This is a genomic window from Edaphosphingomonas haloaromaticamans (assembly GCF_001853345.1).
Taxonomy (GTDB): Bacteria; Pseudomonadota; Alphaproteobacteria; order Sphingomonadales; family Sphingomonadaceae; genus Sphingomonas_E; species Sphingomonas_E fennica.
The window spans coordinates 111184-137589 of sequence record NZ_MIPT01000001.1; the positions used below are offsets into that span (position 1 = coordinate 111184).

At 68.6% G+C, this 26406-nt stretch carries 28 protein-coding genes; 11 read left to right on the plus strand and 17 right to left on the minus strand.

All coding sequences use genetic code 11. The features are described from left to right. The 4 genes from BHE75_RS00570 to argH all read right to left on the minus strand — a co-directional run. The coding region (locus tag BHE75_RS00570) for a sugar phosphate nucleotidyltransferase (RefSeq protein ID WP_191225121.1) at positions 1-325 on the minus strand (325 nt) is incomplete at its 3' end. Positions 326-343: 18 nt separating this feature from the next. Next, on the minus strand, positions 344-1618 hold the full coding sequence (lysA, locus tag BHE75_RS00575) for a diaminopimelate decarboxylase (protein ID WP_070931681.1): 1275 nt from the start codon (positions 1616-1618) through the stop codon (positions 344-346). 40 nt (positions 1619-1658) lie between these two features. Then, positions 1659-1898 (minus strand): hypothetical protein, encoded by a 240-nt coding sequence (locus tag BHE75_RS00580; RefSeq protein WP_015458828.1) that lies wholly within the window; start codon positions 1896-1898, stop codon positions 1659-1661. Then, positions 1895-3271 carry an argininosuccinate lyase gene (gene argH / locus BHE75_RS00585; RefSeq protein ID WP_015458830.1) on the minus strand — a complete coding sequence of 459 codons (1377 nt, stop codon included), beginning with the start codon at positions 3269-3271 and terminating at the stop codon, positions 1895-1897. Before argH ends, BHE75_RS00580 begins: the two co-directional genes overlap by 4 nt. Before the next feature lie 28 nt (positions 3272-3299). Here argH and BHE75_RS00590 point away from each other — a divergent pair, with 28 nt between their 5' ends. From BHE75_RS00590 to BHE75_RS00600, 3 genes are all read left to right on the plus strand, one after another. Next, the gene (locus tag BHE75_RS00590; protein WP_070931683.1) at positions 3300-3842 is read left to right on the plus strand and encodes a TlpA family protein disulfide reductase; all 543 of its coding nucleotides are present in this window, start codon (positions 3300-3302) and stop codon (positions 3840-3842) included. Between the two features lie 188 nt (positions 3843-4030). Beyond that, entirely contained in the window at positions 4031-4369 is a 339-nt protein-coding gene (locus tag BHE75_RS00595) for a P-II family nitrogen regulator (protein ID WP_015458831.1), read from the plus strand. 16 nt (positions 4370-4385) lie between these two features. Continuing rightward, positions 4386-5690 carry an ammonium transporter gene (locus BHE75_RS00600; RefSeq protein WP_015458832.1) on the plus strand — a complete coding sequence of 435 codons (1305 nt, stop codon included), beginning with the start codon at positions 4386-4388 and terminating at the stop codon, positions 5688-5690. Positions 5691-5841: 151 nt separating this feature from the next. Here the strand turns inward: BHE75_RS00600 and BHE75_RS00605 are convergent, their stop codons facing one another. The 6 genes from BHE75_RS00605 to BHE75_RS00630 form a co-directional block, all read right to left on the minus strand. After that, positions 5842-6354, minus strand: coding sequence for a DUF1993 domain-containing protein (locus BHE75_RS00605; RefSeq protein ID WP_015458833.1), 513 nt, complete (start codon positions 6352-6354; stop codon positions 5842-5844). 7 nt (positions 6355-6361) lie between these two features. Continuing rightward, complete coding sequence (locus BHE75_RS00610) at positions 6362-6775, minus strand: TIGR01244 family sulfur transferase (RefSeq protein ID WP_070935326.1); 414 nt, start codon at positions 6773-6775, stop codon at positions 6362-6364. A gap of 135 nt (positions 6776-6910) precedes the next feature. Beyond that, positions 6911-8680, minus strand: coding sequence for a DNA helicase RecQ (gene recQ / locus BHE75_RS00615; RefSeq protein WP_070931685.1), 1770 nt, complete (start codon positions 8678-8680; stop codon positions 6911-6913). Positions 8681-8795: 115 nt separating this feature from the next. Continuing rightward, entirely contained in the window at positions 8796-9380 is a 585-nt protein-coding gene (locus BHE75_RS00620; RefSeq protein WP_015458836.1) for a hypothetical protein, read from the minus strand. Positions 9381-9388: 8 nt separating this feature from the next. Then, the gene (locus BHE75_RS00625) at positions 9389-10558 is read right to left on the minus strand and encodes a M48 family metallopeptidase (protein ID WP_015458837.1); all 1170 of its coding nucleotides are present in this window, start codon (positions 10556-10558) and stop codon (positions 9389-9391) included. Beyond that, positions 10555-11301 carry a hypothetical protein gene (locus tag BHE75_RS00630; RefSeq protein ID WP_070931687.1) on the minus strand — a complete coding sequence of 249 codons (747 nt, stop codon included), beginning with the start codon at positions 11299-11301 and terminating at the stop codon, positions 10555-10557. Before BHE75_RS00630 ends, BHE75_RS00625 begins: the two co-directional genes overlap by 4 nt. On the opposite strand from BHE75_RS00630, the gene BHE75_RS23820 reads away from it, so the two are divergent. Then, positions 11258-11506, plus strand: a complete 249-nt coding sequence (locus BHE75_RS23820; RefSeq protein WP_139181596.1) for a hypothetical protein — start codon at positions 11258-11260, stop codon at positions 11504-11506. The two genes, BHE75_RS00630 and BHE75_RS23820, sit on opposite strands and share 44 nt — an antisense overlap. An 84-nt stretch (positions 11507-11590) precedes the next feature. Here the strand turns inward: BHE75_RS23820 and BHE75_RS00635 are convergent, their stop codons facing one another. Then, positions 11591-12322: a tetratricopeptide repeat protein gene (locus tag BHE75_RS00635; RefSeq protein ID WP_084652814.1), complete on the minus strand. Its 732-nt coding sequence runs from the start codon at positions 12320-12322 to the stop codon at positions 11591-11593. Further along, on the minus strand, positions 12319-13062 hold the full coding sequence (locus tag BHE75_RS00640; protein WP_015458840.1) for an alpha/beta fold hydrolase: 744 nt from the start codon (positions 13060-13062) through the stop codon (positions 12319-12321). Before BHE75_RS00640 ends, BHE75_RS00635 begins: the two co-directional genes overlap by 4 nt. Before the next feature lie 86 nt (positions 13063-13148). On the opposite strand from BHE75_RS00640, the gene thrS reads away from it, so the two are divergent. Next, positions 13149-15146 carry a threonine--tRNA ligase gene (gene thrS, locus BHE75_RS00645; protein ID WP_015458841.1) on the plus strand — a complete coding sequence of 666 codons (1998 nt, stop codon included), beginning with the start codon at positions 13149-13151 and terminating at the stop codon, positions 15144-15146. 28 nt (positions 15147-15174) lie between these two features. On the opposite strand, the gene BHE75_RS00650 is transcribed toward thrS, so the two are convergent. Continuing rightward, the gene (locus BHE75_RS00650; RefSeq protein ID WP_070935329.1) at positions 15175-15594 is read right to left on the minus strand and encodes a VOC family protein; all 420 of its coding nucleotides are present in this window, start codon (positions 15592-15594) and stop codon (positions 15175-15177) included. Positions 15595-15741: 147 nt separating this feature from the next. On the opposite strand from BHE75_RS00650, the gene hisN reads away from it, so the two are divergent. Further along, a complete protein-coding gene (gene hisN, locus BHE75_RS00655) occupies positions 15742-16506 on the plus strand; it encodes a histidinol-phosphatase (protein WP_070931689.1) in 765 nt (254 codons plus the stop codon). Between the two features lie 18 nt (positions 16507-16524). Here the strand turns inward: hisN and BHE75_RS00660 are convergent, their stop codons facing one another. Both BHE75_RS00660 and ppa read right to left on the minus strand, forming a co-directional pair. Continuing rightward, positions 16525-18639, minus strand: a complete 2115-nt coding sequence (locus tag BHE75_RS00660; protein WP_070931691.1) for an AsmA family protein — start codon at positions 18637-18639, stop codon at positions 16525-16527. A gap of 61 nt (positions 18640-18700) precedes the next feature. Continuing rightward, positions 18701-19246, minus strand: a complete 546-nt coding sequence (gene ppa, locus BHE75_RS00665) for an inorganic diphosphatase (RefSeq protein ID WP_015458845.1) — start codon at positions 19244-19246, stop codon at positions 18701-18703. 87 nt (positions 19247-19333) lie between these two features. On the opposite strand from ppa, the gene hisS reads away from it, so the two are divergent. The 4 genes from hisS to BHE75_RS00685 all read left to right on the plus strand — a co-directional run bounded on the left by hisS (position 19334) and on the right by BHE75_RS00685 (position 23539). Continuing rightward, a complete protein-coding gene (hisS, locus tag BHE75_RS00670; RefSeq protein WP_070931692.1) occupies positions 19334-20581 on the plus strand; it encodes a histidine--tRNA ligase in 1248 nt (415 codons plus the stop codon). Next, positions 20581-21666 (plus strand): peptide chain release factor 1, encoded by a 1086-nt coding sequence (gene prfA / locus BHE75_RS00675; protein ID WP_015458847.1) that lies wholly within the window; start codon positions 20581-20583, stop codon positions 21664-21666. Before hisS ends, prfA begins: the two co-directional genes overlap by 1 nt. Next, positions 21656-22510, plus strand: a complete 855-nt coding sequence (gene prmC, locus BHE75_RS00680; RefSeq protein ID WP_070931694.1) for a peptide chain release factor N(5)-glutamine methyltransferase — start codon at positions 21656-21658, stop codon at positions 22508-22510. The genes prfA and prmC overlap by 11 nt, the downstream gene beginning before the upstream one ends. Positions 22511-22798: 288 nt before the next feature. After that, positions 22799-23539, plus strand: a complete 741-nt coding sequence (locus BHE75_RS00685) for a DUF4167 domain-containing protein (RefSeq protein ID WP_070931696.1) — start codon at positions 22799-22801, stop codon at positions 23537-23539. An 89-nt stretch (positions 23540-23628) separates the two neighbouring features. Here BHE75_RS00685 and BHE75_RS00690 read toward each other — a convergent pair whose 3' ends face one another. Beyond that, positions 23629-24399 (minus strand): NUDIX hydrolase, encoded by a 771-nt coding sequence (locus BHE75_RS00690; protein ID WP_070931697.1) that lies wholly within the window; start codon positions 24397-24399, stop codon positions 23629-23631. After that, a complete protein-coding gene (locus tag BHE75_RS00695) occupies positions 24396-25055 on the minus strand; it encodes a TetR/AcrR family transcriptional regulator (protein ID WP_070931699.1) in 660 nt (219 codons plus the stop codon). The genes BHE75_RS00690 and BHE75_RS00695 overlap by 4 nt, the downstream gene beginning before the upstream one ends. 170 nt (positions 25056-25225) lie before the next feature. Between BHE75_RS00695 and BHE75_RS00700 the strand changes: the two genes are divergently transcribed. After that, complete coding sequence (locus BHE75_RS00700; protein ID WP_070931701.1) at positions 25226-26404, plus strand: efflux RND transporter periplasmic adaptor subunit; 1179 nt, start codon at positions 25226-25228, stop codon at positions 26402-26404. Positions 26405-26406 lie beyond the last annotated feature (2 nt).

A 26406-nucleotide genomic window follows, 5' to 3' on the forward strand; every position in this document is an offset into this window, starting at 1 on the left:
GCGGCTCCTGCTGGCGGATATAGGCGACGTTGCCCGGCGCCAGCCGGGTGCAGTCGAGCGTCGCCAATATATCGTGCTTCGCCCGCTCGTTGAGCGTGCTTTCAAGCTCATAGGCGATGTCGAAATAGTCCTCGATCGCGTTCTTGCCGCGTCCGGTGACGAAGATGATCTGTTCGATGCCGGCCGCGCGCGCCTCGTCCACGGCATATTGGATCAGCGGCTTGTCGACGACGGGCAGCATTTCCTTCGGCACGGCCTTGGTGGCCGGAAGAAAGCGGGTGCCGAGGCCCGCGACGGGGAAGACGGCCTTGCGGACGGGTTTCATGCCTACTCCTGCCAAGCTTCACTCCAGCCACGGCGGAAGCGTGTCCGCCGCGATCAACGCCTCCACGGGCAACCTCTCCCGCACTACAGCCCAATTGTTACCGTCGACCATCACCTCGGCGGTCAGCGGGCGGCTATTGTACGTGCTGGCCATCGTCGCGCCATAGGCCCCGGCGGTCATGAAGCCGACGAGGTCGCCGGCCTCGACGGCGTCCATCGGCCGGTTCATGGCGAAGGTATCGCCGCTCTCACAGACCGGGCCGACGACGTTCGCGGCAAATCGTTGCGATCGCGGGACGATCGCCCGGATATCGTGCCATGCTTCATACAAAGCGGGGCGCATCAGGTCGTTCATCGCCGCGTCGACGATCACGAAGGGGGCGTTCGCGCCCTCCTTCACCCGGATCACGCGGGACATCAGCGCGCCGGCATTGGCCACGATCAGCCGGCCGGGCTCGAACATCAGCCGCACGTTCCAGCCGGCGGTGACGCGGGCGACCATCGCGCCATAATCGGCGGGCGTGGGCGGCGGCGGCAAAGCGGGATCATAGGGCACGCCCAGCCCGCCGCCCAGGTCGGCATGGCTGATCGCATGGCCCTCGCCCCTCAGCGTGGCGATCAGCCCGCCGATCTTGGCGAAGGCCGCCTCCAGCGGGGCGAGATCGGTCAGCTGGCTGCCGATGTGCACCGCCACGCCCTGGATGGCGAGGCCCGGCAGGTCGCGCGCCATGGCATAGGCCGCGACCGCGCGGTGATAGGCGACGCCGAACTTGTTGTCGGACTTGCCGGTGGAAATCTTGGCGTGGGTGCCGGCATCGACATCGGGGTTGATGCGGAAGGCGATCGGCGCGGTCACGCCCAGCGCGGTCGCCACCTCCGAAAGCATCACCGCCTCGGGTTCTGATTCGATGTTGAACTGGCCGATGCCGTGGCGCAGCGCCAGCGCCATCTCGTCGGCCGTCTTGCCCACGCCCGAAAACACGATCTTCGCGGGATCGACGCCGGCATGGATGGCGCGCAGCAGCTCGCCCGCCGAAACCACGTCTGCGCCCAGCCCCTCGCGGGCCAGCGTCGCCAGCACGCCGGCATTGGGATTGGCCTTCACCGCATAAGCGATCAGCGGCCCTTCCGGCCCCGATTCCACGCCCGCCAGCGCTTCCTGGAACACGCGGACATGCCGGCGGATCGTGGCGGTGGAATAGACGTAGACCGGGGTTCCGACCGCCTCGGCGATCAGGGTGAGGGGAACATCCTCGGCATGCATCACGCCGTCGCGAAGCTGGAAATGGTCCATTATGTCCTGGATTCTGCCGTGGGTCGGGCTGGCTCGGGGGCTATTGGGGCGGAAGGTCGAAACGGTCGTCGCGCCGTTCCTCGGATTGGCGGAGCAGCTCCTCGCTGCGTTCGGGCCGTTCCTGCGGGCGCGGGGTCAGCAGGTCGGTCGTCGTCGGCTGGGTGGGGGCCATGGCCGGCTTGGGCGGCAGCGAATTGCCCGGCGCGGGGCGCAGCGCTTCGCGCGATCCGCAGGCCGCCAGCGTCGCCAAGAGGGCGATCGCGATCGCTGCCTTCCTCATCCGTCCATCCCCAGATAGGCCCGCGCCTCGGCCACGCGGGCGCGCACCTGATCGGGCGCCGTGCCGCCGAAGCTGCTGCGGCTGGCCACCGATGCATCGACCGAAAGCGCGCCGAACACGCGGCCGTCGATGCGCTCGTCAATCTCCTTCAGCTTCTCCAGCGGCACCTTGTCCAGGGCCACGCCCAGCCGCTCGGCCAGCCGCACCGCCGCACCCGTGATGTGGTGCGCCTCGCGGAAGGGGATGTCGGCCACGCGCACCAGCCAGTCGGCCAGGTCGGTCGCGGTGGAAAAGCCCGCCTCCGCCGCCGCGCGCAGCTTCGCCGGCACGAAGGTGACGGTTTCGACCATCCCGGTCATCGCCGCGATCGAAAGCGCCAGCAGGTCGTGCGCCTCGAACACCGGCGGCTTATCGTCCTGCATGTCCTTGGAATAAGCGAGCGGCAGGCCCTTCATGGTCATGACGAGCGCGGTCATGCAGCCGGCGATCCGGCCCGAATGGCCGCGCACCAGCTCGGCCGCGTCGGGGTTGCGCTTCTGCGGCATGATCGAGCTGCCGGTAGAATAGGCATCGGGCAGGCTGACGAAGCCGTAGGGCTGGCTCGCCCAGATGATGAACTCCTCGGCCAGCCGCGACAGGTGGAGCGAGGCCTGCGTCGCCGCCATCAGATAATCGAGCGCGAAGTCGCGGTCGGAAACCGAATCGAGCGAGTTGCGGGTCGGCCCGTCGAAGCCCAGCGCGCGCGCCGTCGCCTCGCGATCGATCGGGAAGCCGGTGCCGGCCAGCGCCGCCGATCCCAGCGGGCACTGGTTCAGCCGCGCGCGGGCATCCCGGAAGCGCGATCGATCCCGCGCGATCATCTCGTGATAAGCGAGCAGGTGGTGGCCCAGCGTCACCGGCTGGGCGACCTGCAAGTGGGTGAAGCCGGGCATCACCGTCGCCACATGCTCACCCGCCCGCGTCACCAGCGCCACCTGCAGCGCCTTGAGGCCGGCATCGACCGCGTCGATCGCGTCGCGCACCCACAGGCGGAAATCGGTCGCCACCTGGTCGTTGCGGCTGCGCGCGGTGTGGAGGCGGCCGGCGGCGGGGCCGATCAGCTCGGCCAGCCGGCTCTCGGTGGCCATGTGGATATCCTCGAGCGCGAGGTCCACGGGCACGCCGTCCGCCTCATATTCGCCGGCGATCCTGTCCAGCCCGCGGGCGATGGCGGCGCCGTCCTCGGCGGTGACGATGCCGTTGGCGGCGAGCATGGAGACGTGGGCCTTCGATCCCGCTATGTCCTGCCGCCAGAGTCGCTGGTCGAAGGGTATCGAGGCGTTGATCTCGCGCATGATCGCCGCGGGCCCTTCGGCGAAGCGCCCGCCCCACATCGAATTGGAGCTGTCCGTGCGGTTGCTAATGGTCCTGATCCTCGCTCTTGCGCTCGGTGCCTGCGATAAGGAGAAGAGCCAGTCGCCGCAAGCCGACGCGAAGGAACCGATCGGCAAGGTCGATATTTCCCACGCCGGGCAGCAAGCCCCCGCCATCCCCTTCGAAGGGCCGGACGGCGGCCCCGCCACGCTCGCCACCTTCCGTGGCAAGCCGCTGATCGTCAACCTCTGGGCCACCTGGTGCGCGCCCTGCGTGCACGAGATGCCGACCCTCGATGCGCTGGCCGGGCGGGAGAAGGATCGCCTGCAGCTGATCGTCGTCAGCATGGACATGGCCGGGCGGCGCGCCGTCGATCCCTATTTCGCCAAGGCGGGGTTCAAGGCGCTCAGGCCCTATCTCGACAAGCAGAACGTGCTGATGGAAGCGCTGAAGACGGATACGCTGCCGACCACGCTCTTCTACGACGCGCATGGCCGCGAGCAGTGGCGCGTCGTCGGATCGATGGACTGGTCGGGCGAGCGTGCGAAGACGCTGATCGAAGGCGCGCTCAATCCGCCCGGAAAGCCCTGATTTCGACCCGCGCCGCTGCCTAATTATTGGGCAACGGCTTTTTCCTGCCCAATTGCTGGGCGATCGTTTCGCCTCCATTATGTGCGTTGCAGCAACCCTTTCGCTGCAACGCAACGGAATCATTCCGAAACCGCAAGCTGGCATGGCCCTTGCGATACGCATCCTCGCCAGAATGCGAGGGAGGCGTAATGAAACTCGTGATAGCCGTCATCAAGCCGTTCAAGCTCGACGAGGTGCGCGAAGCCCTCTCCGCGCTGGGCGTGCAGGGCATGACCGTGACCGAGGTTAAGGGCTTCGGACGGCAAAAGGGGCAGACCGAGATCTATCGGGGGGCCGAATACAGCACGAACATGGTGCCGAAGATCAAGATCGAGGTCGTCGCGGGAGACGATCTCGCCGGCCGGGTGGTGGAAGCCATCCAGCAGGCCGCCAACACCGGCGCGATCGGCGACGGCAAGATCTTCGTCCTCGATGTCGGCCAGGCCGTGCGCATCCGCACCGGCGAAACCGACGATTCCGCTCTCTGATCGAAAAGGGGGACACATGAAGCTTTCAACCAAGATAGCGACGGGGGCGGGGGCCGTCGGCTCGACGCTGCTCGCCGCGATGCCCGCCTGGGCCCAGGATGCGGCGCCGACGCTGAGCGCGGGCGATACCGCCTGGATGCTCGTCTCGACCGTGCTGGTGCTGGCGATGATCCTGCCCGGCCTCGCCCTCTTCTACGGCGGCCTGCTGCGCACCAAGAACATGCTGTCGATGCTGACGCATGTCCTCGCCGTGGCCTGCCTCGCGATGGTGGTGTGGGTCACCTGGGGCTATTCGATCGCCTTCACCGAAGGTTCCCCCTTCTTTGGCGGCTTTTCGAAGCTCTTCCTGAAGGGCGTGGCGGCCGACACATTGTCCGGCACGATCCCGGAATTCGTGTTCATCAGCTTCCAGATGACGTTCGCGGCGATCACCGCCGCGCTGTTCGTCGGCTCGCTGGCCGAACGCGTCAAGTTCGGCGCGCTGCTCGCGGCGACGCTGATCTGGCTCACCATCGTCTATTTCCCGCTGGCGCACATGGTCTGGTCGGCCGGTGGCTTCTTCTTCGAACGCGGCGCGCTTGATTTCGCGGGCGGCACCGTCGTCCACATCAACGCGGGCGTTTCCGGCCTGGTCGGCTGCCTGCTGCTCGGCAAGCGGATCGGCTATCAGCGCGATGTCCTGGCGCCGCACTCGCTGACGATGACGTTCATCGGCACCGGCCTGCTGTGGGTGGGCTGGTTCGGCTTCAACGCCGGTTCCGCGCTGGCAGCGAACGGCACCGCCGGCCTGGCGATGATCAACACCTTCACCGCCACCGCCGCCGCCGCGCTCGTCTGGATGCTTGCCGAGAAGGTGGCCGGCCACAAGCCGTCGCTGCTCGGTGGCTGCTCGGGCGTCATCGCCGGCCTCGTCGCGGTCACGCCGGCGGCCGGCAATGCGGGGCCGTTCGGCGCGATCGTGCTCGGCGCGATCGCCTCGGTCATCGCTTATGTGTTCGTGTCCACCATCAAGCCGAAGCTGGGCTTCGACGACACCGCCGACGTGTTCGGCATCCACGGCGTCGCGGGCATCGTCGGCTCGATCGGCACCGCCTTCACCTATGCCCCGGGCTTCGGCGGGCCGGGTGCGGCCGATTATGCGATCGGGCCGCAGCTCGGCACCCAGCTTTTCGCGACCGCCGTCGCCATCCTGTGGGCCGGCGTCGGCTCGGCGATCGCCTTCGGCATCGTCAAGGCCGTGTTCGGCCTGAGGGTGAGCGAGGAAGTCGAGCGCGAAGGCCTCGACCTCGGGGAGCATGGCGAGCGCGCCTACAACTACTGATCGGATCGGGGCGCGGGGCAGTCCCGCGCCCCCACAGGGGTTCCTCCTGCGAACGACTGGGCCGGTGGTTTTCCGCCGGCCCTCTTTTATGCGCCGGCTTTTTTTGGGCCGGACCGGCGGTGCGATGTGCTCCCGGCCCGCCCCGGCCGCGTCAGTCCTTGCGGATGCGATCCAGCAGATGCGCCATATAATCCGGCTTGCCGATCGCCACGCCGTTCGCGCGCAGGATGTCATAGGCGGTGACGAGGTGGAAATAGAAGTTCGGCATCAGCCATTCGTCGCGATAATCCGCGCCCGAAAATTCCAGATACATGCCGTCCAGCAGATCGACCCGCTTGCCGCGCGCGAAAACCCCGTCGTCGACGGCCCCCGCCGCCCGCTCGACCAGCGCGATCGCATCGGCGGCGTAGCGCTTCAGCGCCGCCCAATCGAGGCCGGCGGCATCGGTGCGGGGGAAGGGCTCGTCCAGGCACCAGGCGGCGAAATGGCTGGCCTGGTCGCTGGCGAAGACGATCTGGTAGGGGAGCGGCAGCATGTCCTCCGCCAGCCGGGCGGCGATCAGCGTGTCGATGCCGCATTCCGCCTCGCCCCTGTCCAGCAGCTTCAGCAGGGTATGGAGGCGCGAGGTGAAGATATGCGCGGTCCGCGCGAGCATGCCGGTCATGACGTCCTCAGTTCGGCAGGAAGGCGCGGATCGGGGCGATGTCGTAGCCCGCGGCGGCGGCCTTGGCGGCGATCCCCTCGGCCGTGTCGCCGGCCGCTCCCCGGGCGAGCGCCCAGGCGAAGGTCGAGCGCGTGCCCGATCGGCAGAAGGCGAGCGCCGGGCCGTTCGCATCGGCAAGGGCCGCGGCCATCGCCTTCACCTGCGGTTCGGAAAAGCCCGAATGGCCGATCGGGATGGCGCGATATTGCAGGCCCGCCGCCTTGGCCGCGGCCTCGATCTCCGCGCCGGAAGGCTGGCCCGGCTGCTCGTCGTCCGGCCGGTTGTTGATGATCATGGTGAAGCCCTGCGCCGCGGCCTCGGCCACCTGATCGGGGCTGATCTGCGGGCTTACCGAAATGCTGTCGTCGATCTTGCGGAACATGGCCGTCTCCCGGATTGCCGTTTCCCTGGTGGGTCGGGCGGGGTTTAGAGCGATATCGGTGCCGGGGGAAACTCCCCCCGGATCGGAAAGCGCGGCCAGCAGCAGGAGGAGCGGCGTCATCATCTTCTTCTCCGGTCAGCCATGCGCGCGGATCACGTCGAGGAAGGCCTCGCCATAATCGTCCAGCTTGCGGGTGCCCACGCCCGTCACCTGCCCCAGGCCGTGGCGGGTGGTGGGCTTGAGGCCCGCCATCTCGCGCAGGGTGGCATCGTGGAAGATCACATAAGGCGGCACGCCCAGTTCCTTGGCGATCTCGCGCCGGCGGGCGCGCAGCGCCTCGAACAGCGGATCGTGCGGCCATTCCTCCGCCGGCCCGCCGCGCCGCTGCCGCTTCGCCCGCACCGGCGGCAGCACGACGGCCACCGCTTCCTCGCCCTTCAGGATCGGCCGGGCGGCGGGGCCGAAGCTCAGCCCGCCATATTCGTCGGCGCGTAGCGCGTCGCGCGCCATCAGCGCGCGGGCCACGGGCTTGATCAGCCGCAGCTCGTCCGCCTCGGCGATGCCGAACACCGAAAGCCGGTCATGCCCCAGCGTCCGCACCTTGGCATTGTCGCGGCCGGCCAGCACGTCGGTCAGATGGCCGATGCCGTATCGCATCTCGGTGCGGAAGGCGGCGGACAGCAGCTTGCGCGCCACCTCGGTCGCGTCCACCGAGGCGGGCGGGTTCAGGCAATTGTCGCAATTGCCGCAGGCGGCGGGCGGCGTCTCGCCGAAATGGCGCAGCAGCACGGCGCGCCGGCAGCCCGCCGTCTCCACCAGCCCGGCCAGCGCGTTCAGCCGCTGGCGCTCGCCGGGCAGGCGGGCCTCCTCCACCTCGGTCTCGATCCGGCGCCGCGCGCGGGCGAAATCCTCCGCGCCCCAGAACAGGTGCGCCACCGCCGGATCGCCATCGCGCCCGGCGCGGCCGGTTTCCTGATAATAAGCCTCGATCGACTTGGGCAGGCCGGCATGGGCGACGAAGCGCACGTCGGGCTTGTCGATGCCCATGCCGAAGGCGATCGTCGCCACCATCACCATATCCTCCGATGCCACGAAGGCGCGCTGGTTGGCGGCGCGGACGGAGGGATCGAGCCCGGCATGATAAGCGCGCGTCGGCCGGCCGGTGGCGGCCAGCGCGGCGGCCAGCCGCTCGGCCCCGTCGCGGCTGGGGGCGTAGACGATGCCCGGCCCCTCCGTCTCCGCCACCAGCGCGGCGAGCTGGCGGGGCAGGCCGTCGCGCGGGCTGATGGCATAGCGGATGTTCGGCCGGTCGAACCCTGCGAGGATCAGCCCGTCCTCGGGGATGCCGAGCTGCGTCAGGATATCGGCGCGGGTATGGCGGTCGGCCGTCGCGGTCAGCGCCAGGCGCGGCACATCGGGATAGGCATCCAGCAGCGGGCGCAGCAGCCGGTAATCGGGGCGGAAATCATGGCCCCATTCGGAAACGCAATGCGCCTCGTCGATCGCGATCAGCGCCAGCGGCGGCGCGCGGTCGATCATCCGGCGGAAGCCGTCGGTCGATGCGCGCTCGGGCGCCACATAGAGCAGGTCGATCGCGCCGTCGCGGAAGCGGGCGATGGTCTCGTCGCGATTGTCGTCGGCCGACGTCAGCGCGGCGGCGCGGATGCCGGCGGCCTCGGCCGATCGCACCTGATCGTGCATCAGCGCGATCAGCGGCGATATCACCAGCCCCGTGCCCGGCCGGCAGAGGGCCGGGATCTGGTAGGTCAGCGATTTGCCGGCGCCCGTCGGCATCACCGCCAGCGTGTGCCGGCCCGCCATCACCCGATCGATCACCTCGGACTGCCGGCCCCGGAAGGCGGAATAGCCGAAGGTGGCGTGGAGAACGTCGAGCGGCTGGGGCATGGCCCGGCCTTAGAGGGATTTCGCGGCGGATGGAATCATCCAGCGGCCCGAAATCGCGGAAGCGGGCCGGACCGCCGGGATCGGGCCTTCGCCGCCGGCAAAGGCCCTCAAAAAATCAGAATGTCGCGCTGTCCGCGATCTGGCGGAACTGGGCCACGTTCTTCTCGAAGAAATGCAGGGCCGGCGCCTCATAGGATATCATGTAGAGCCTGCCCTTGACGATCGCGGCCCGCGCCTCGCCCTTCGATTGCACTTCCTGATTGCCTGCGACGAAGCTGTAGGTGAAGCGGATGCCGTCGACTCCGCCGAACCTGGCGGGCTCCATCTGGTCGATCGTGAAGAGGGCGCTGCCGAGCGCGACGCGATAGCTGTTTTCCAGCAGCTTCGGAACGTCGGTCAGAAGCATGGTCTGGGAAAAGCGCGGGAGCGGGCTGTTCTTCCTGTCGACTTCGCGGAACAAGGTGGTGTCCTGGGCGATGCCGCCATAGAAAGTCACCCTGTTCAGCTTGTCGCCATCCAGCGTCCAGATCTCGCCATTGGTGCCGGGGCGCCTGCCCAGCTTGTTCCATTCGCTGCCGGGCGTCACGGCCATGGCCGATTTGGCGACTTGCACCGTCCGCCCGGCCGGGATCAGCGAATTGCCGGCATAAGCGGGTGCGGCCGCCAGCGCGGCGGCGATGATGAGGGTGATCGGTTTCATCCTGGTCCTCAATTCCCAACAAGCGATTTGATCATGGGGCCGTCCGGGGCATCGGGCCGAAATTCGAGGTAGCTGCGCAGGGCCTGCTTGCCTTCGTCCGATTGTTGCGTGCGGAGCAGGGCGAGGCCCAGGCCGCGCCGCGCCTCCGGCCTGTCGCATCCCTTCGCGATCGCCTCGCGATAGAGTTCGGCGGCGGTCACATAATCGCGCGGGTTGCCGCGCTGGCTGTAGAGCTCGGCGCGCGCGAAGGTCACGTCGGCGCTCCCGCCCGATGCGGCAAGCTGATCGAGCAGATATTCGCTTCCGCCGAAGTCGTTCAGCTTTATCTGGTCGTCGAGCAGCTGGGGCAGCCATTTGGCGATGCCCTTGCGATAGGCCTCGGCGCCCGGATCGCCCGCGTCGGCATATTTCGCCGCTTCCCTGGACAGATAGGCTTCCCGCGCGGCTTCGGTCGGATGCGAGGCGAAGAAGCCGGCCGCATAGCTGTGCCGGACCTTGCGCTTGCGCCCCGCCGCCGTCGCATCCTGCTCGGCCATCAGCCGGGACCAGACCTTCGGCGCCGCGGCGGAGGGATAGGCCGACGATGCGAGATACTGGATCCCGATCAGGTCGGCTTCGGTTTCCTGGGCGCGGCTGAAGGAATAGACATAGCCCGCCAGCGACGCCGACAGGCCGGCATTCGGGCCCACCATCCCGAGCCAAGCCAGCACGTCCGATACCGAGCGCTTGTTCTTGAAACCGTTCAGCGAATGGCGTTTCTCGAAATGGCCGAATTCGTGGCCCAGCACGGCACCCAGCTCCGCCTCGTTCTGGACCCGGAGCAGCAGCCCGGACCAGACGGTCATCATGCCATTGGCATACATGGTGGCGTTGAACTGCGGGATGCGCATCACATAGACGCGGACGTTGCGGCAGCGATCCTCACCCACCGTCCGGCAGAGCACGCCGCGGACATAGGCGTTGAGCTCCTCGTCGCGGATCACGAAGCTCGACGTGCGAAGGATCCGTTCGTCCTCGTCCGCCATCATCCACATTCCGCGCTCGTCGACGCCCTGGGGCTCGTAGGCGAAGCTGTAGGGGGGCAGGGCCGCGCGGTCGGCGGCCATCGCCGGCCCGCAGGCAAGGCCCGCCAGAAGGGCCACGGCCGCCGCCCCGCGCCGGCAGAGAGGGGCGATCATTGCGCCGATGCCGATCGGATCGTGCTCCCCGGAAATCCCTCCAGAAGCTGCGATACCCGCTTTTCCGCGCCTTCCGCCGTGCGGACGTCGCCGCCCATCTGCTGATCGGCATTCAGCCAGACAAGCTCGCCGGTCCGCACGTCGACAAGGCCGGCATAGCCCAGATGCACGCCGGATGTGATGCCCACGCCGCCAAGGGCGGCGAAGATCTGCAAGGCTTTCCGGCCGGCCGATCCGTATTGATCCTCGGTGGTGATGAACATGACATAGTCGGCATTTTCCAGGCCGGGCAGATTCTTCACCTCCGGCCCGATGGTCCATTCGAAGCTGTCCTTGCGCTTCTTGGTCGGCAGCCGGTTCCCGGGGAAGAACTGGAACTCGCGCACGGAATCGGCAAGCGAGGTGAAAAGGCCGCGATACTGGTTGCTCAGGCTGTCGGCGGCGCCCGTCCCGTCCTCATAGGGCGTCACCTGATGCCCGAGCTGGCCCTGCGCCTTGCGGATTGCGCCGTCGAGATTCTCGCGGGCCCGCGCGGTCCAATCGGCATTGGGTTCGAACAGCCCGCCGGTCGATTGCGCGCCGACGCGGACCGAGGGACGCATCAGGACGATGCGGGTCCCGCCGGCCGGCATCACGAAGCCGGCCTTCACTCCGGTTTTTTCCTGCGCCAGCGCCGGCGCCGACAATAACGATAATGATATGCCGCACGCCATGGCGGCTGCAAGAAGACGTGTCTTCCGCATTGCTCCCCCCGAATTTCATGCCGATCCCCATCGGCGCGGCGATGATTATTGGAAACTTCGGGAAACGGAAGAGGCTTTATGCAATTCTTGTTCTCTATTTTCCTCTTTGCCGAAAACCGGTGCGATCCATGTTCCGGCCAGCGGCGATGCAAGTGGTTCGGCTGAATTGTTGGCGGGCAAGGCCGGACAACATTGCGCGCCATAAGGCCGGCAACTTCGGATCGGATCGATATTCCAGGGATTTCGCGCCGCACTTCACGGCGCAACCGCTACAGGAGGGGGGCGGGTGTCACTGCCCCCTGATCGCCAGCGCCGCCGCCTGGCCGGCATCACTGTCGGGCGCGAGCGTCACGGCGCGCTGCCAGGCGGCCTTGGCCTTGTCCATGTCGCCGGCCAGCGCCGCGGCATTGCCTTCCTCATAGGCGACGGGCGCCTCGTTGGGGGCGAGGCGGGCGGCCTCGGCGATATCCTTGGTCGCGCGGGCGGCGTCGCCCTGCCGGCGGGCCAGCGTCGCGGAAAGCAGCCAGGCCATCGGATCGCGCGGCACCAGGGTGAGCGCCTTGTCCAGATCGGCGCGGGCATCGGCCAGATTGTTGATCGCCACCTGCGCGCGGGCGCGATCGAGCAGGGTTTCCCCGCGCATCGCATCGGACAGCACCGGCAGCGCCAGCGCGCGATCGAAATAGCCGCGCGCCATCGCCGGATCGTCGCCCGCCAGCGCGGCATTGCCCGCCTGCACCCAGAGCGGCGCGGCGCGGCCGTCGCGCTGGATCTCGGCCTCCCTGGCCGCCTGCTCGAAGGTGATCGCGGCCGGCCCCCAGCGTTCCAGCGAAACATAGGCCAGGCCCAGGCACATCCGGGCCGGCAGCCCGCCGCCGCCGGTGCGCCAGGCGTCGGCTTCCTTCACCGCCTGCTCGGGCTGCTTCTCCGCCAGGGCGGCGCAGGCCTCGAAGCGTTTCTGCGCGCCGTCCGGAAAGGGGGCGGAGGATATCTGCAGCAGGAGGATCAGGGGCAGGATCACAGGCGTTCCAATATCTCGTCCACCGTCCAGATCAGGCGGGCGATATCCTCGCCGCGCGAAAGCCGGTGGTCGCCATCCTTGATCAGCAGCGTATGGACGTCGGCTGAACGGAGGGCGGCGGCCAGCTTCACCGCGATCGGCCAGGGCACGTCGTCATCCTGCTGGCCGTGGAGCAGCCGCACCGGCCCGTCGAAGCCGATCTCCTCGCCGGTCAGCAGCCGGTTCGCCTGCCCGCTTTCCCAGAAGGCGCGGGTGGTGACATAGGGCTCGTCCGAATATTCGGAAATCTCCTCGATCCGGCCGTCGCGGGCGAGCTTCTCCCGGTCCTCCGCGTCGAATCCCCATTCGGTGAAGTCGGGCGCGGCGGCGATGCCCACCAGCCCCTTCACCCGATCGGGCCGGGCGAGCGCCACCAGCAGCATCAGCCAGCCGCCCATGGAGGACCCCACCAGCAGCAGCGGCCCATCGGTCAGATGGTCGATCAGGTGGAGCACGTCGTCCCGCCAGCTCGCCAGCGTGCCGTCGGCGAAGCGGCCCTCGCTCGCGCCGCAGCCGGCATAATCGAGGCGCAGCATCGCGCGGCCGATCTCCTCCGCCCAGGCATCGAGCGCGGTCGCCTTGCCGCCCTCCATGTCGGACATGTAGCCCGGCAGGAAGACGATGGTCGGCCCCCAGCCCTTGCGGTGGCGGTAGGCGAGCTTCAGCCCGTCGGGTCGGGCGAGAAAATCGGGATCGTTCATGCCCGCTTCCTAGCGTGCTTGCCCTTTCGCCGCCATCGCGGGCATAAGCGCGGCGTTTTCCTCCAGCCGACAGGATTGTTCAGCCGATGTCCGCCATGCTCAAGATCAGCCTTCCGGATGGGTCCGTGCGCGAAGTCGCCGCCGGCACCACCCCGGCTGAGATCGCCCAGAGCATCGGCCCCGGCCTCGCCAAGGCGGCGCTGGCCGCGCGCGTCGATGGCGAGCTGCGCGACATCAACCGCCCGCTGGAAGCGGATGCCGCGCTGGCCCTGGTGACCGCGAAGGACGAGGCCGACGCGCTGGAGCTCGTCCGCCACGATTATGCCCACCTGCTGGCCGAAGCGGTGCAGAAGCTGTTTCCCGGCACGCAGATCACCTTCGGCCCGGCCACCGAAGACGGCTTCTATTATGATTTCGCGCCGAAGGACCGCCCCTTCACCGAGGAGGACCTGCCCGCGATCGAGGCGGAGATGCGCCGGCTGATCGCCGAGGACAAGCCGCTCCGCCGCGAGGTGTGGAGCCGCGAGGCGCTGATCGCGCGCTGGCAGGCGGAAGGCGAGACGTTCAAGGCCGAATGGGCGGCCGAGCTGCCGGAGGGCGAGGAGCTGACGGTATACTGGTCGGGCGGCGACTGGCTGGACATGTGCCGCGGGCCGCACCTCGCCTCGACCGGCAAGCTCGATCCGCAAGCCTTCAAGCTGACGCGCGTGTCCGGCGCCTATTGGCGCGGCGATCAGAAGAACGCGATGCTGAGCCGCATCTACGGCACCGGCTGGCTCAACAAGAAGCAGCTCGACGCGCACCTCCACCGGCTGGAGGAGGCCGCCAAGCGCGATCACCGCAAGATCGGCGCGGAGATGGACCTGTTCCACCTTCAGTCCGAGGCGCAGGGCTCGGTCTTCTGGCACCCCAAGGGCTTCATCCTGTGGCGCCAGCTCGAAGCCTATATGCGCCGCCGGCTCGATGCCTCGGGCTATGCCGAGGTGAAGACGCCGCAGCTGATGGACGCGCGCCAGTGGGAGCAATCCGGCCACTGGGGCAAGTATCGCGAGAACATGTTCGTCGTGCCGGACGAGATTCCCTCCACAGAGGATGAAGGCCCGGTCGTCTCCAGCGATGCCGATCTGATGGCGCTGAAGCCGATGAACTGCCCCGCGCACGTCCTGATCTTCCGCCAGGGGATCAAGAGCTATCGCGACCTGCCGATCCGCATGGCCGAATTCGGCTGCTGCCACCGCAACGAGCCGCACGGCGCGCTCCACGGCATCATGCGCGTCCGCCAGTTCACCCAGGACGACGCGCATATCTTCGTGCGCGAGGACCAGCTGATCGATGAGATCCGCGATTTCTGCGACCTGCTCGATTCGGTCTATCGCGATCTCGGCTTCGAAAGCTACGCGATCAAGCTCGCGCTCCGCCCCGAAAAGCGCTTCGGATCGGACGAGATGTGGGACAAGGCGGAACAGACGCTGCGCGATGCCGTCGCCGCCGCCGGCCGCGCCACGCCCGAATATGGGTGGGAGGAGCTGCCCGGCGAGGGCGCCTTCTACGCGCCGAAGCTGGAATTCCACCTGACCGACGCGATCGGCCGCACCTGGCAGGTGGGCACCATCCAGGCCGATACGGTGCTGCCGGAACGGCTGGACGCCTCCTATGTCGGCGAGGACGGCCAGCGCCACCGCCCGGTGATGCTCCACCGCGCCATCCTCGGCACGTTCGAACGCTTCATCGGCATCCTGATCGAGCACCATGCCGGCAAGTTCCCGCTCTGGCTGGCGCCGGTGCAGGCGGTGGTGCCGACGATCGTTTCGGATGCCGACGGCTATGCCGAAGCGGTGGTGGAGAAGCTGAAGGCGGCCGGCATCCGCGCCGAATCCGACGTCCGCAACGAGAAGATCAACTACAAGGTCCGCGAACATTCGCTGGCGAAGGTCCCGGTGCTGCTGGTCGTCGGCAAGCGCGAGGCGGAGGAAGGCACCGTCGCCGTCCGCCGCCTGGGCGAGCAGGCGCAGGCGGTGCTGCCGCTGGACGAGGTGATCGCGCTGCTCAAGGCGGAGGCGACGCCGCCCGATCTGCGCGGCTGAGGCGGCGCGGGCGCGGTTTCCGGGCCCGTCAGGCCCAGGGATCGTAGGTGCCGAAGTCCCAGATATTCCCTTCCGGGTCGCGCGCGCTGTAGCTACGGCCCGGATAGCCTTCATTGTCGTGCGGCTGCGTCGCGATATCGGCGCCCTCGGCCCGCGCGCGGACATGATGGGCGTCGGCGTCGTCGATCACGCAATAGATGCAGGCGGTGACGCCTGCCGCCTCGGCCGGCGTCTTCCAGCGATAGCGGGCCTGCGCCTCGTCCGCCCGCGCGGAACCCAGCATCACCAGATTGGCGCCCAGCCGCAATTGGGCATGGTGGACGATTCGCGGGTCCGCATCGTCGGCATGGATGGCGTGCCGGTCGAAACCGAAGGCGCGGCACAGGAAATCGATGGCGGTGGGCGCATCGGCATAGCGCAGGCAGGGGATGATCGTCTGTTGGAGCATCGCCGTCTCCCTCATGGGCGGCCGGACGGGCCTGCGGAAAGGGTGACGCCAGCCTATCCCAAAGCGCCATCGCCCGCCATGGCTGGGGCGCCGGCCTCCGCTTTCGTCCCGATTCCGCCGGCCCCGAAAATGCTTTAGGACGGGGGCATGAACGAAGCCGATATCGCCCTTGCCCACCGCCTCGCCGATGCCGCCGGCGCCGCCATCCGCCCCTATTTCCGCGCCCGGTTCGATATCGAGACCAAGGCGGATGCCTCCCCCGTCACCCAGGCCGATCGCGCCGCCGAAGCCGCGATCCGCGCGATCCTGGAGGCGGAACGGCCGGAGGACGGCATCATCGGCGAGGAATATGGCAATGCCCGCGAAGGGGCCGATCGGCTGTGGGTGCTCGATCCGATCGACGGCACCCGCAGCTTCATCGCCGGCCGGCCGATCTTCGGCACGCTGATCGCGCTGATCGAAGGCGGGGCGCCGGTGCTCGGCGTGATCGATCAGCCGATCATCGGCGAACGCTGGATCGGTGCCGCGGGCCGGCCCACCCTGCTCAACGGCGCGCCCGCCCGCGCCCGCGCCTGCCCGGCGCTCGATCGGGCGCATCTCGCCACCACCGGCCCGCGTCTGTTCACCGAAGCGGAAAAGGCGGCCTTCGATCGCCTGTCCGATGCCGCGCGCGACACATTATGGGGCGGGGATTGCTATAATTATGCGCTGCTCGCCTCGGGCCATCTCGACCTCGTCGTCGAAGGCGGGCTCAAGCTCTACGACCTCGCGGCGCTGGTGCCGGTGGTGGAAGGGGCCGGCGGCGCGATGCGCGACTGGGCCGGCCGGCCGCTCACCCGCGACAGCAGCGGCCAGGTGATCGCGACCGGCGATCCCCGCCTGCTGGATGCGGCGCTGGAAAAGCTCAACTGACGCAACGGCGAGCCAGGCTCACCCCTTCGGCCGGCCCGATCCCACGTCATCGCGGGGCTTGCCCTTGCTGGTCCGCTGCCCGCNCGCCTTGGCGCCGGCCAGAACCGGGCCGCACGCGGCGGACTTGGCATCGCCAATGTCGACGAAGGCCAGAATCGGCGCGATCGGGCTCGCCACCAGGCCCAGCGCCACGCCCGCGCCGCCCCGCGCCAGCAGCTCCGGGCCGATCACGCCCAGCGCGGGAGCCGCGAAATAGCCGCCGATCCGCACCGGCGACTGGGCGGACAGCAGGCTGAACTTCTTGCCGTCAGCGCGGAATTTCAGATCGAGCGATTCGTCGCGGAAGCTGAAGCTGCCGGTGCCCAGCATCACATTCTTGTCGGTATCGATCAGGATCGGATCGGCCGCCGCCACGCCCTGCCGCACGGTGAAGGCGATCAGCCCGCAATTGACCGCCACCGGCTTTTTCAGCTTGTCCTCGAACATCTTGGTGATGAAGGTGCCGACATCCAGCTCGGAAAGCTGGATGTTGCGGGTCCAGAAGGTGCCGGCCGGCAGGATCACGGCGATCCGCCCGTCCGCATGGGCCAGCGATTCATGCACCGTGTCGCCCGCGCCCTTCATCTGCACGCGCGCCTTCACCACGCCGGACGTGCCCGATTCCTCCACGCCCCAGCCCTTCAGCAGCCGCCCCATCGGCGTCGGCGCAAGGCGGATGTCGTAACTGGTCATCACCGGCCGGGCGCGGGCGTTGAGCGTGATGTCGGACGCCAGCTTGCCGCCGGCCACGTCCATCGTCAGCGGGGAGAGCTTCAGCAGGCTCCGGTCGAGGTCCAGGGTCAGCGCCACGTTGGATATCGGCAGGTTGGGCGCGCGGATGGCGCGCACGGCATAATCGACATGCGCGTCGAAATTGCGGATCGCCTCGATCCGCAGCGGCGCATCGGGCAGCAGGCGCGGCGCGCCGTTCACCCGCCGCACCGCGCCCTTGGCGCCCTGCGCGGCCAGCCGTTCGGGATCGTAGCCGATGAACGGCCCGACATCGATGATGTCCACGGCGTCGGATCGCAGGCCGGCATCGATGCGCAGCCGGCCCCTCGGCATGGTGATCGTCATCCGCCCGGCAAGGTCGCTATCGCCGAAGCGCCCGGCGAGGCTGGTGAATTTCCAGGCCTCGCCGTCCTTGGCCAGGTGCGAGGTGAAGCGATAGGCGCGGGTTTCGGGTATCGCGACGCCGAGAAAATCGAACAGCAATGCAAGGTCCGGCCCACGCGCCACCAACCGCAGGTCGGCACCCTCGATCCGGGTCGCGGCCGGCAGCGTGCCCGAAACGTCCAGCGCGGTCCGCCCCGACCGCGCGGCGGCGACCAGCCGGTTGCGGCCGCCCGCCACCGTCTCGTTCGGGGAGAGCAGGCCGCCGGAGAGCGTGAAGGCGTGGCCGCGCATCCGGCCTTCGCCGCTGAAGCGCACGTCGCCGGCAAAGCGCGTATCGGCGGCGCGGATCGTTTCGAAGCGCATGTCGGCGGCAAGCTGCATGCGCGGATCGCTATAGCGGAGCCGGGTTCCGGCCACGGTCGCGCGGCGGATCACGGGCAGGTCCAGCGGCTTGCCGGGCCGGTCGGGGTCGCCGAAGGTCCAGCTGTTGCGGCGTCCGGCGGCATCCCATTCCAGGTCCAGCCGCCCGTCCGCCAGGTCCAGCCGGTTGATCCGGCGCTTACCGAAGAGGAAGGCGACGGTGGCGCCGTCCAGATCGATGCGCCGTGCTTCGAACAGGGTGGGCCGCGTCGCCCAGCCGGGATTGGCGATGCGCAGCCCCTCGGCCACGAATTTCAGATTTATAGGGTTGAAATAGAATTGAAAATCGCCAGCCACCCGGACATCGCGCCCGGCAGATGCGGTCGCCATCCGCTCGAAGGTGGGTTTCAGGAAGCGGCCCTTGGTGATGAACAATATCGCCCAGGCCAGGATCAGGAGGCCGACCAGCGCGGCGATGATGCGGATCGCGATGCGGACCGGGCGGGGCCAAGGCCGGCCGCGCCCTATCCGCCATTTTCCAGGCAGTGCTGCCGGTGCCGCCGCCGTGGGCTTTACGGTGGCGCGACCCGGAAAATCGCTGGGATCACGATCGGCCATGACGGAAAAACCCGCCAGTGGCCCCGGCCGTTCCCCCGGCTGGCGCCGGGGGCGGAGTAGATCAGGCCTTGGCCGCCTTCGCGACCTTGTCGGCCTCGATCGCTTCCAGGATGATGCGGCGGGCCTCGGCGGCGTCGCCCCAGGTGCCGATCCGCACCCACTTCTTGGCTTCCAGATCCTTGTAGTGGGTGAAGAAGTGTTCGATCTGCTGCATCACGATCGCGGGCAGATGCTCCTTCTCGTCCACCTTCTCATAATAAGGGAAGGTGGCGTCCACCGGCACGGTCAGCAGCTTCTCGTCGCCGCCGGCCTCGTCCTCCAGCTTCAGCACGGCGATCGGCCGCACCTTGACCACGCAGCCGGGGATGAAGGGCGAACGCGCCACCACCAGCGCGTCCAGCGGATCGCCGTCCGGCGAAAGCGTGTGCGGCACGAAGCCGTAATTGGCCGGATAGCGCATCGGCGTGTGGAGGATGCGATCGACGAACAAGGCGCCCGATTTCTTGTCGAACTCATATTTCACCGGTTCACCGCCAACGGGAACCTCGATGATCACGTTCAGGCTTTCGGGCGGATTATCGCCGGTCGGGATGAGTTCGATGTTCATGGTGCGGCGCAATAGTCCTCCCTCGTGATGGGTCAAGTCGCATCCGCCGCTTTTTTCCGGCCGGAAGTTGCTCTAGGGCCGCATCCCATGGCCAAGGTCGTCACTCCCCAAGCCGTTCGCGGCACCCAGGACATGCTCGGCGAGGAAGCGCTGCGCTTCGCCCGCGTCGTCGAAACCTTCGATCGCGTCCGCCGGCTCTACGGCTTTGGCCGGGTCGAGGTGCCGGTGTTCGAGGCGACGGCCGTCTTCGCCCGCTCGCTCGGCGAAACCACCGACGTCGTCTCGAAGGAGATGTATACGTTCGAGGATCGCGGCGGCGATTCGCTCACGCTCCGGCCGGAATTCACCGCCGGTATCGCGCGCGCCTATCTCACCAACGGCTGGCAGCAGCACGCCCCGCTCAAGGTGGCGACGCACGGCCCGCTGTTCCGCTACGAACGCCCGCAGAAGGGGCGTTTCCGCCAGTTCCACCAGCTCGATGCCGAGGTGATCGGCGCGGGCGAGCCGGCGGCGGACGTGGAGCTGCTGGTGTTCGCCGATCAGCTGCTGCGCGAGCTGGGCGTGTCCGACGGCGTCACCCTCCAGCTCAACACGCTGGGCGATGCGGCAACCCGCGAGGCCTGGCGCGCCGCGCTGGTGAAGCATTTCGAGGCGCATCGCGATGCGCTGTCGGAAGAAAGCGTGGAGCGGCTGGCCAAGAATCCGCTGCGCATCCTCGATTCGAAGGACAAGCGCGATCGCCCGGTGGCCGATGCCGCGCCGGTGATCGACGATTATCTTTCCGCCGAAGCGGGCGCCTTCTTCGATACGGTGCGCAACGGGCTGGAAGCGGCCGGCGTCGCCTATGTCCGCAACGGCGCGCTGGTGCGCGGCCTCGATTATTATCGCCACACCGCCTTCGAATTCGTGACCGACAGGCTGGGCGCGCAGGGCACGGTGCTGGGCGGCGGCCGCTATGACGGGCTGATCGAGGCGCTGGGCGGCGCGCACACGCCGGCCGTCGGCTGGGCCGCCGGGATCGAGCGGCTGGCGATGCTGATCGACCAGCCCGCGCCGCAGACGGTGGATGTCGCCATCGTGCCGCTGGGCGAGGCCGCCGAGGCCGCCGCCGCCGGCATCATCGCCAGGCTGCGCCGCGCCGGCATCGCCTGCGACATGGCCTATCGCGGCAATATGAAGAAGCGGATGCAGAAGGCCGATGCCTGGGGTGCGCGCTATGCCGTGATCCTGGGCGATGACGAGCTGGCGCGCGGCGAGGCGGCGGTGAAGACGCTGGCGGACGGCACGCAGCGGCCGGTTCCGATCGACGCGCTGGCCGGGGCGCTCGCCGGCTGATGGTTTCGATTCCCCCCGCGCGGATCGCGCAGATCGAGGCCCGGCGCGATGAACTGCAGGCGATGATGGCCCGCGGCGATCTTTCCGCCGATCGCTTCGTCGCCGTATCCAAGGAATATGCCGAGCTGGAGCCGGTGGCCGTGGCCGCCGGCGAGGTGCGCCGGCTGCGCGCGGAGCTCGCCAACCTCGCGCACATGATCGACGATCCCGAATCGGATGCCGAGATACGCGACATGGCGCAGGACGAGGCGGCCTCCATCCGCGCCCGCCTGCCCGATGCCGAACGCCAGCTCGCGCTCCGCCTGCTGCCGCGCGACGCGGCGGACGAGCGCGCGGCGATGCTGGAAATCCGCGCCGGCACCGGCGGGGACGAGGCGGCGCTGTTCGCGGGCGATCTGTTCCGCATGTATCAGCGCTATGCCGAGGACCATGGCTGGAAGGTGGAGCTGATCTCCGCCAGCCCGGCCGAGCTTGGCGGCTATAAGGAGGTCGTCGCCTCCGTCACCGGCGCGGGCGTGTTCGCGCGGCTGAAGTTCGAAAGCGGCGTCCATCGCGTCCAGCGCGTGCCCGCCACCGAAAGCGGCGGCCGCATCCACACCTCCGCCGCCACCGTCGCGGTGCTGCCGGAGGCGGAGGAGGTGGACGTCCAGATCGACGACAAGGATCTTCGGATCGACGTCTATCGTTCCTCGGGGCCGGGCGGCCAATCGGTCAACACCACCGATTCGGCGGTGCGGATCACCCATATCCCGTCCGGGCTGGTGGTGATCCAGCAGGACGAGAAATCGCAGCACAAGAACAAGGCCAAGGCGCTCAAGGTGCTCCGCACCCGGCTCTACGAGCAGGAGCGCGAGCGGCTGGCCAGCGCGCGCGCCGGCGAGCGCAAGGCGATGGTGGGATCGGGCGACCGTTCCGAACGCATCCGCACCTATAATTTCCCGCAAGGCCGCGTGACCGATCACCGGATCAACCTGACGCTGCACCGGCTGGCGGAGATATTGGAAGGCCCCGGCCTTGACGAGCTGATCTCGGCCCTGATCGCGGAGGACGAGGCGGCGCGGCTCGCCAATCTCGATGCCGCCTGAAACGGTGCGCGCGGCGCTGGCCGCCGCCGCCCGCCGCCTTGAACCCGTCAGCGCCACGCCCCGGCTCGATGCCGAGCTGCTGATGGCCCATGCGCTGGGCCGGTCGCGCGATGCGATGCTGTTGGCCGCGCTGGACGATCCCGCGCCGCGCGCCTTCGCCGATCTGGTCGCGCGGCGGGAGGCGGGCGAGCCCGTGGCCTATATCACCGGCACGCGCGCTTTCTGGACGATCGATCTGGGCGTCACGCCTGCCGTGCTGATCCCCCGGCCGGACAGCGAGACGCTGATCGAGGCGGCGGTCGATCATTTCGCGCGGGCCGGCCGGACGCCGGCATCGGTGATCGATCTCGGCACGGGATCGGGCGCGCTGCTGCTGGCGGCGCTGGCGGAGTGGCCGGAGGCGCTGGGGCTGGGGATCGATCGATCGCCCGCCGCGCTCGCGGTCGCCGCCGCCAATGCCGGACGCCTCGATATGGGCGCCAGGGCACGCTTTGCCGAACGCGACTGGACCAGGGCGGGCTGGGCGGATGCGCTCGGCCGGTTCGATCTGCTGCTGTGCAACCCGCCTTATGTGGAAAGCGATGCCGCGCTTGCCCGCGACGTCATGGAGCATGAGCCGCACGGGGCGCTGTTCGCGGGCGCCGACGGCCTCGACGACTATCGCCGGCTGGCGCCTGCCATTCCGCGCCTGATCGCGCCGGGCGGAATGGCGGCGATCGAGATCGGGCATCGGCAGGCGGCGGCGGTATCCGCTTTCCTTGCCGCCGAAGGAGCCGTTTCAACGGTTCGTCGCGATCTCGGCGGGCGGGACCGTTGCATAATCGTCGCGGCGGAAGCCTCCTAGGCAGGCGAAACATATTTCCGCTTGGAATCCCCCCGGTGAGCCACTACATCGGCCTCAGGACTGGGGGTTTCGTCAAGCATCTGGCTGTAAGAACCCCCGCCGACCCCCGATGGCTTTGCCGCGATATCCGCTATTTGGCGGTGCCGGTTCTGCGATAGGCGGTTGCGTGGCCATTCGGCACCGCACCTGCCTTGGCGCATCCTCAAGGGGCGGAAATCCGTAAGGTCCGGGGCGGGCCCGGATTGGGAGTGGCGACGAACGACCACCAGTGACGAAGGCAGCGAAACGTTGATCAACAATCGTCAGAACGGTCGCCGCCGTGGACGCGGCGGCGCGCCCCGGCAGAATGGCGGCAACGGCCAGGGCGGCAACCGGATTGATAATCGCGCGCGCGGCAACGCGGCCCAGCTTCATGAGAAGTACAAGACCCTCGCGCGGGATGCCCAGACCCAGGGTGATCGGGTCATGACCGAATATTATCTCCAGTTCGCGGACCATTATTTTCGCGTGCTGAGCGAGAACCGGCCGCGCTTCGAGGAGCAGCAGCGCCGCGACCGCTTCGACAATGCCGACTTTGAGGACGAGGAAGGCGAGAACGAGGCCGTTGCCGGCGGAGAGCGTGAGGAACGCGGCGGCAATGAGGGCGGCGAGCGCAATTATCGCGAGCGTCGCGAGCCGCGCCCGCGCGAGGAGCGGAGCTTCCGCGAGGATCGTGCGCCGCGCGAGGAGCGGATGGCTCGCGAGGATCGCCGACCCCGTGAGGATCGCGCGCCGCGCGACGAAGCGGAGCAGGGCGAGGATGCCGTGGCGGCCGCCCCGGAAGCCGCCGAGGCGCCGCGTCGCCGTGGCCGTCCCCGGCGGACCGAGGCCGCCGCGCCGGCGGAAACCGCCGAGCGCATCGACATGGACCGGCTGCCGCCCTCGCTCTCGCTGGCGAGCGAGTCCGCCGAGGCCCCGGCCGATGCCGAGGAGAAGCCCAAGCGCCGTCCCCGCCGCCCCCGTGCGGAGGCCGCCGGCGCCGAGGCCTGATCCGGCCCGCTTTCAATATGCGAAAAAGCGGCCCCGTCATCCCCCGGTGGATGGCGGGGCCGCCTGCTTTGGGGCGATAGCCCCCGTGTTCAGCCGCGCAGCTCGTCCGCCAGCGGTACGGCGGTGACCGGATAGCCCTGGTCGTCGCGGATGCAGAGATATTGCGTACCGCCGCGATCCTCGACCCAGGGCGTCACCATCTCGACCGTGAAGCGCGCCGCATGGGCAATGGCGGTATCGATGCCGTCGAACAAAGCGAGCCTTTCCAGGTTGCGCCGGGTGGGGAAGATCACCCGGAACCGCCCGTCCAGCGCCCCGGCCAGCGCATCGGCCGCGCCGATCCACAGGGCATGGATGCTTTCGCCGCCATCGGCGGCCGGCGTCGCATCGACGGGGGCGGCCGCCAGATAGAAGCGGGTATCGAACAGCCGGGTTTCCTTGAAATTGGGCCGCCAGCGGGCGAAGGCCGTCAGCGCGTCGAGATCCAGCCGCCAGCCGCCGGCGGCCAGCAGGGCGCCGAAATCGCCGCCTTCCGCCAGTGCCGCGCGCAACGCCGCGATCGCCGAGGGTCCGGGCGCGGGCCGGATGCCGATGGCGATGCCCACTTCCTCGATCGTCTCGCGGATCGCGGCGATCCGGGCGGCGGCATCCTCGGGCGGGCTTTCGCCCACCACGGCGGCATTGGCGGCCAGCGCCGCGTCGCCCGGATCGATCCGGCCGCCGGGAAAGACCAGCGCGCCCGCGGCGAACGCCATGGTGCCGGCGCGCTCGATCATCAGCAGCTCGGGTGCAGCGCTGCCGCATTCGCGCATCAGCACCAGCGTCGCCGCCGGAATGGCCGGGGCCAGCTCGCCCGTCATGTCGGCTCGTCGTCCTGGATGCGGTAATGATTGACGAACAATGCCGTCGCCTCGCGGATCAGCCGGTCGCGCGCAGGCAGGTCGGTGACGACCGATGAATCGCCGAACAGCGCGCGCATGTGGGAACTGTGGGTCACGAGGCCGAAGAATAGGTGCACCGTCACGATCGGATCGGGGATAACCGCCTTGCCGTTTTCATGCCAGGTCCGGAACAGGCTGGCGAGCCGTTCCACCGCCGGCTGGTGCGCGGCCCGCACCATCATTTCGGCAAAGGCCTGGTCGCGCAATGACTCGCCCATGACGATGCGGACGAGGCCGATCTTCTCCGGATCGGAAAAGCCGTCGACGATGATCCCGGCGATCTCCGCGAGCACCTTCGCTGGCGAACCGCCGCGCGCCACCACCTCGTCGATCCGCTCGTGGGTCTGGAAATCCTCGCTGGCGACGATCGCGGTCAAAAGGCCGTGCTTGTTCTCGAACAGCTCATAGAGCGTCGCCAGCGACCCGCCGGAGCGCTTGACGATCTCCGACAGGCTGACGGCGTCATAGCCGCGCTCCACGAACAGCGCGCGCGCCGCATCGATCATCGCCTGGCGCCGGCGTTCGCGCCGTTCGGATTCTCCCTTCGCTTCGGAACCGGTCGTGGTGGCGCGCATTATCTCCCCTGATTCCCGCCTGGATTTTTGCATCGCATCATCCGCTTGACCTGTAGTGTATCCTACATTACGGAAAAATCACAAGCGCAATCGACTTATGGGCCGGTTTGCGCAACCATGTATGGCCGGTTTTCGAAATCGGTCCCAGTTGCAAGGGAGCGTTGGTGCGCATGCGCGCTGTCACAGGGGAAACGCCGCGGCTCGCTGCCGCGCTGGCAGGGCTTGCCTTCCTTTCGGCCTGCGGCGGACAGCCGCAACAGGCGCCGCCGCCGCCGCCGGTGGACGTTGTCACCGTCGCGCCCACCGCCGTGGTCGACGTGATCGAACTGCCGGGCCGCGTCCAGGCGGTACGCACCGCCGAGGTGCGCGCGCGCGTCGACGGCATCGTCGAACGCCGCCTCTATGAGGAAGGCACCGACGTCCGCGCCGATCAGCCGCTGTTCCGCATCGATCCGCGCCAGAACCAGGCGGCCTATAATTCGGCGGCCGCCGCGCTTTCGCGGGCCGAGGCCGGGGCCGCCAACACCCGCGCGGTGGTTGGCCGCTATGCGCCGCTGGTGAAGCAGCAGGCGATCAGCAACCAGGAATATGACGCCGCCGTCGCCCAGGCCCGCCAGGCCGAGGCGGACGTGAATTCGGCGCGCGCCGCGCTCGATCGCGCCAAGCTCGATCTCAACTACACGCTGGTCACGTCGCCCATATCGGGCCGGGCGGGCCGCGCGCAGGTGACGGAAGGCGCGCTGGTCAGCGCGACATCGGCGACGCTGATGACGACGGTCGAGCAGCTCGATCCCGTCTATGTGAACTTCTCCCAGTCCAGCAACGAGCTGCTCCAGATCCGGCGCAAGATGTCGACCGGCGCGATCAAGGCGGACAATCTCGATCGCGTCCGCGTGACGCTGATCCTCGAGGACGGCAGCCCCTATGGCCCGGCCGGGCATCTCGACTTCCTCGACATGGCGGTCGACGAATCGACCGGCACGGTTTCGCTCCGCGCGGAATTCCCCAATCGCCAGCGCATCCTGCTGCCGGGCCAGTTCGTCCGCGCGCGGGTGGAGGCAGGCGTGAATCCCAGCGGCATCATGGTGCCGCAGCGGGCGGTGCAGGTCACCCAGCAAGGGGCCAATGTCATGATCGTCGGCGCGAACAATGTCGCGGTGGCGCGGCCGGTGAAGCTCGGCAGCCTGCAGGGCGATTCCTGGGTAATCAACGAAGGCCTGAAGCCCGGCGACCGGGTGATCGTGAGCGGCCTGCAGAAGGTGCGCCCCGGCCAGCCGGTAACCGTGACGCCGCCGGCCAAGCCCGGCGCGAAGCCGGCCGCCAAGCCCGCAACGCCCGTGGCCGGCTGATC